Origin of the sequence: Accumulibacter sp., from assembly GCF_023806565.1 — a bacterium.
In the GTDB taxonomy this organism is placed as follows: Bacteria; Pseudomonadota; Gammaproteobacteria; order Burkholderiales; family Rhodocyclaceae; genus Accumulibacter.
In genome coordinates, this window is sequence record NZ_JAMTDV010000090.1 from 1 (window position 1) to 2,985 (window position 2,985).

A 2,985-nucleotide genomic window follows, 5' to 3' on the forward strand; every position below is an offset into this window, starting at 1 on the left:
TCGTTCACCTCGCGTTTGACTTCCTGGAGCAAGGTCTAAAGGTGGTCGTCATCGATTTGGACACCCAGGCCAACGCCTCCTACACCCTGCAGTCCTTCCGATCCGGCGTTGTCGCAAGCGAACTGTTTGCCGACGTACCGACGGGCTCGTGGCCGCACACCGCAATCGACTTCACCGATAGCAATTCGCCGCGCATGACGCTGATCGCGTCCGATGTCGGACTGGCGAACCTGGAGAAGGTGTCTTTGGCCGAGGCTGGCGCCAAATTCCGGGACGCCATCAAGGCCCTAGACGCGCAGGGCTTCGACGCCTGCCTGATCGACACCGCTCCTTCTCTTGGCGTTGCTATGGCCGCCGCTCTGCTGGCGGCCGACTACGTTCTCTCGCCGATAGAGCTGGAGGCGTACAGCATCCAGGGCATCAAGCAGATGGTCACCACCATTGCCCACCTTCGCAAGGCCAACCCCAAGCTGCAATTCCTCGGCATGGTGCCCAGCAAGGTCGATGGCCGCAACCCGCGTCACGCTCGCCATCTGGAAGAGCTGGAACGTGCCTACCCGCAACTGATGATCCCGACGGGTGTGGGCCTGCGCAGCAGCATTGCCGACGCGCTGGCGTCCCGCGTGCCGGTGTGGAAGATCAGGAAGACCGCCGCCCGCAAGGCCACGCAGGAAATCCGCGCACTGGCCGCCCATGTTTTCGAGAAGATGGAGATAACACAATGACCGCCGCCACGCATCCCGCCACCACCGCCAAGAAGAAGCCCGAGGCGGGGCCACCGGCGTCCGGTCTGGACCTGGAGAACATCGGCGATCTCTCCGACCTTCTCAACCAGCCAGAGACCGTCGCGCGAAGCTTCCGGCCGCTGGAACTGTCCCTGGAGCTGATTGACGAAGATCCGCATCAACCCCGAACGAAGGACAACCCAGGCTTCTTGCCGGAAAGCCTGGAAGAGCTGGCTCGAACCATCCGCTTACGTGGCGTCAAGACCCCCATTTCGGTGCGTGACAACCCGGATGCCGCCGGCCGCTACCTCATCAACCACGGCGCCCGCCGCGTCCGTGCATCCCGCCTCGCCCACAAGACAACCATCCCGGCCTTCGTCGACAACGACTACAACGAGGCCGACCAGGTCATCGAGAACCTGCAGCGCAACGAACTGACCCCGCGCGAGATCGCCGACTTCATCGGCCGCGAACTGGCGAAGGGCAAGAAGAAGGGTGACATTGCCAAGGAGCTCGGCAAGTCCCCGGCGTTCGTGTCGCAGCACGTCACCTTGCTGGACCTGCCCGACCCGATTGCCGAAGCCTTCAACTCCGGCCGCTGCCGTGACGTGACGGTGATCAACGAACTCGTCACCGCTCACAAGAAAGCGCGCAACGAGGTCGGCCTCTGGTTGGCCGACGATACCCAGGAGATCACCCGCGGATCAGTCAAGCTGCTGCGCGAGTACCTCGACGAGAAGCGCCAACACGTAGACGACGAGCGCAATTCCGACACGGTCGAAAGTACCGAAAGCGCGCGCACAGCGGCCGGGGAGGGCGAGCAAGCCACCCACTCCAGGAGAGAACCAAAGGAAGCCGACCCGGACAGGATGAGAAGGGCGATCGTTCACGTGCAGCATGACGGCCGTCCTGCCCGCCTGATCCTCAATCGCCGCCCACCACTCGAAGGCCATGCTTGGTTGAAATACGAGGATGACGGCCACGAGCTTGCTGCCGATCTCGCTCAGGTCCAGCTCGTGGCCCTTCTGGAAGGCTGACCGGCCAGCCTCGCGAGCGTCACCCAAGGAACCCGCCTTGTGCGGGTTTTCTTCTTGGCGCCGGCGGGTAGCGGTCACGCCGAGATAACGATTGAGTCATAATAACGATATTATTCTTCTTCCTACCATTTCCCGCGGGAGCCGCGAACATGGAACTCAACAAGGACATTCGCGACCGCATTCTCGCCGCAGCCGATGCGCTCTATGATCAGGCCGGCCGGGCCTCGTTTCCGACGGTAGACTCTGTTCGCAAGGTCGCCAAAGTCAACATGAACGACGCCGCCACCACCATGAAGGAATGGCGACGTGCGCAGACCGCCCAGGCGGCGCCGGTAGCCATCACCGTCCCGGAAGCCGTCCATCAGCTTCACAGCCAGGCCCTCGCCGCCTTGTGGCAGTCCGCCCAGAACACCGCCAATGAGTCACTGCGGGCCGCACAAGCGGGCTGGGAAGCCGAACGTGCCGAAGCCGAAACCATCAACAAGCAACTGGGCGACGCCTACGACGCTCAGGCAGTCGAACTGGATGCCGCCAATCGCCAAATCGATGAGCTGACCGCCAAGTACCAGGCAGAGCAGCAGCGAACCACCGAACTCGCGCTACAGATTGAGCACGCGCAGAAAGCTACGCTGGTTGCCGAAAACCGGGCCGCTATTGCCGAGCAGCGTGCCCTCGAGATCGAACGTCGCGCAGCCGACTTGCGGACCGAACTTGACCTGGCCCACCACGATGCTGTCCAGACCCGCACGGAACTGGCTGACGTCCGTCAGGCTCAACAAGAGCAACGCAAGACCGCCGCCCAGGAGGCTCTCCGCGCCGCCGAACGCCTCACCGCCACGCAGGCCGAGCGCGACGAGGCTCGCAAGGAAGCTGCCAAAGCCCGCGAGGAAACCGCCCACTGGCGTGGTCAGGTCGAGGCGTTGAAGGAGCAACAGCGCGGCTTGCTGGCAGCGATCAAAACCGGCAAGAAGCCGGCCGGGGCAGGGGAGTGACGTCCGAAAAGACTGATCAAACAAAAAGCCTTGCGATAAACTTCGCTGCCTTTCTACTCCATGCGACAAGGCAATGGACATCGCTGAATACGCTGCTGTGATATTGGAACCGGATATGACCATGCGCTCGGACAGGAGCAAGGCATGAAACAACGCCTCCTTGTGATGAACGGCCAAAAGATCGTTCAACACGAGCAGGAAGGCCGCTGGCAGAACGACAAGGTGGAGAAA

The 2,985-nt window shown here is 62.4% G+C and carries 4 protein-coding genes; all 4 read left to right on the plus strand.

Translation table 11 applies throughout. The annotated features are described in order from the left end of the window. On the plus strand, positions 1-725 hold a 725-nt coding region (locus tag NFV80_RS10310; RefSeq protein ID WP_296758604.1), incomplete at its 5' end, for a ParA family protein. Beyond that, positions 722-1,762 (plus strand): ParB/RepB/Spo0J family partition protein, encoded by a 1,041-nt coding sequence (locus NFV80_RS10315; RefSeq protein ID WP_296758606.1) that lies wholly within the window; start codon positions 722-724, stop codon positions 1,760-1,762. The genes NFV80_RS10310 and NFV80_RS10315, both read left to right, overlap by 4 nt. A 149-nt stretch (positions 1,763-1,911) precedes the next feature. Then, on the plus strand, positions 1,912-2,754 hold the full coding sequence (locus NFV80_RS10320; protein ID WP_296758608.1) for a DNA-binding protein: 843 nt from the start codon (positions 1,912-1,914) through the stop codon (positions 2,752-2,754). Between the two features lie 144 nt (positions 2,755-2,898). Further along, on the plus strand, positions 2,899-2,985 hold an 87-nt coding region (locus NFV80_RS10325; protein WP_366143428.1), incomplete at its 3' end, for a KfrB domain-containing protein.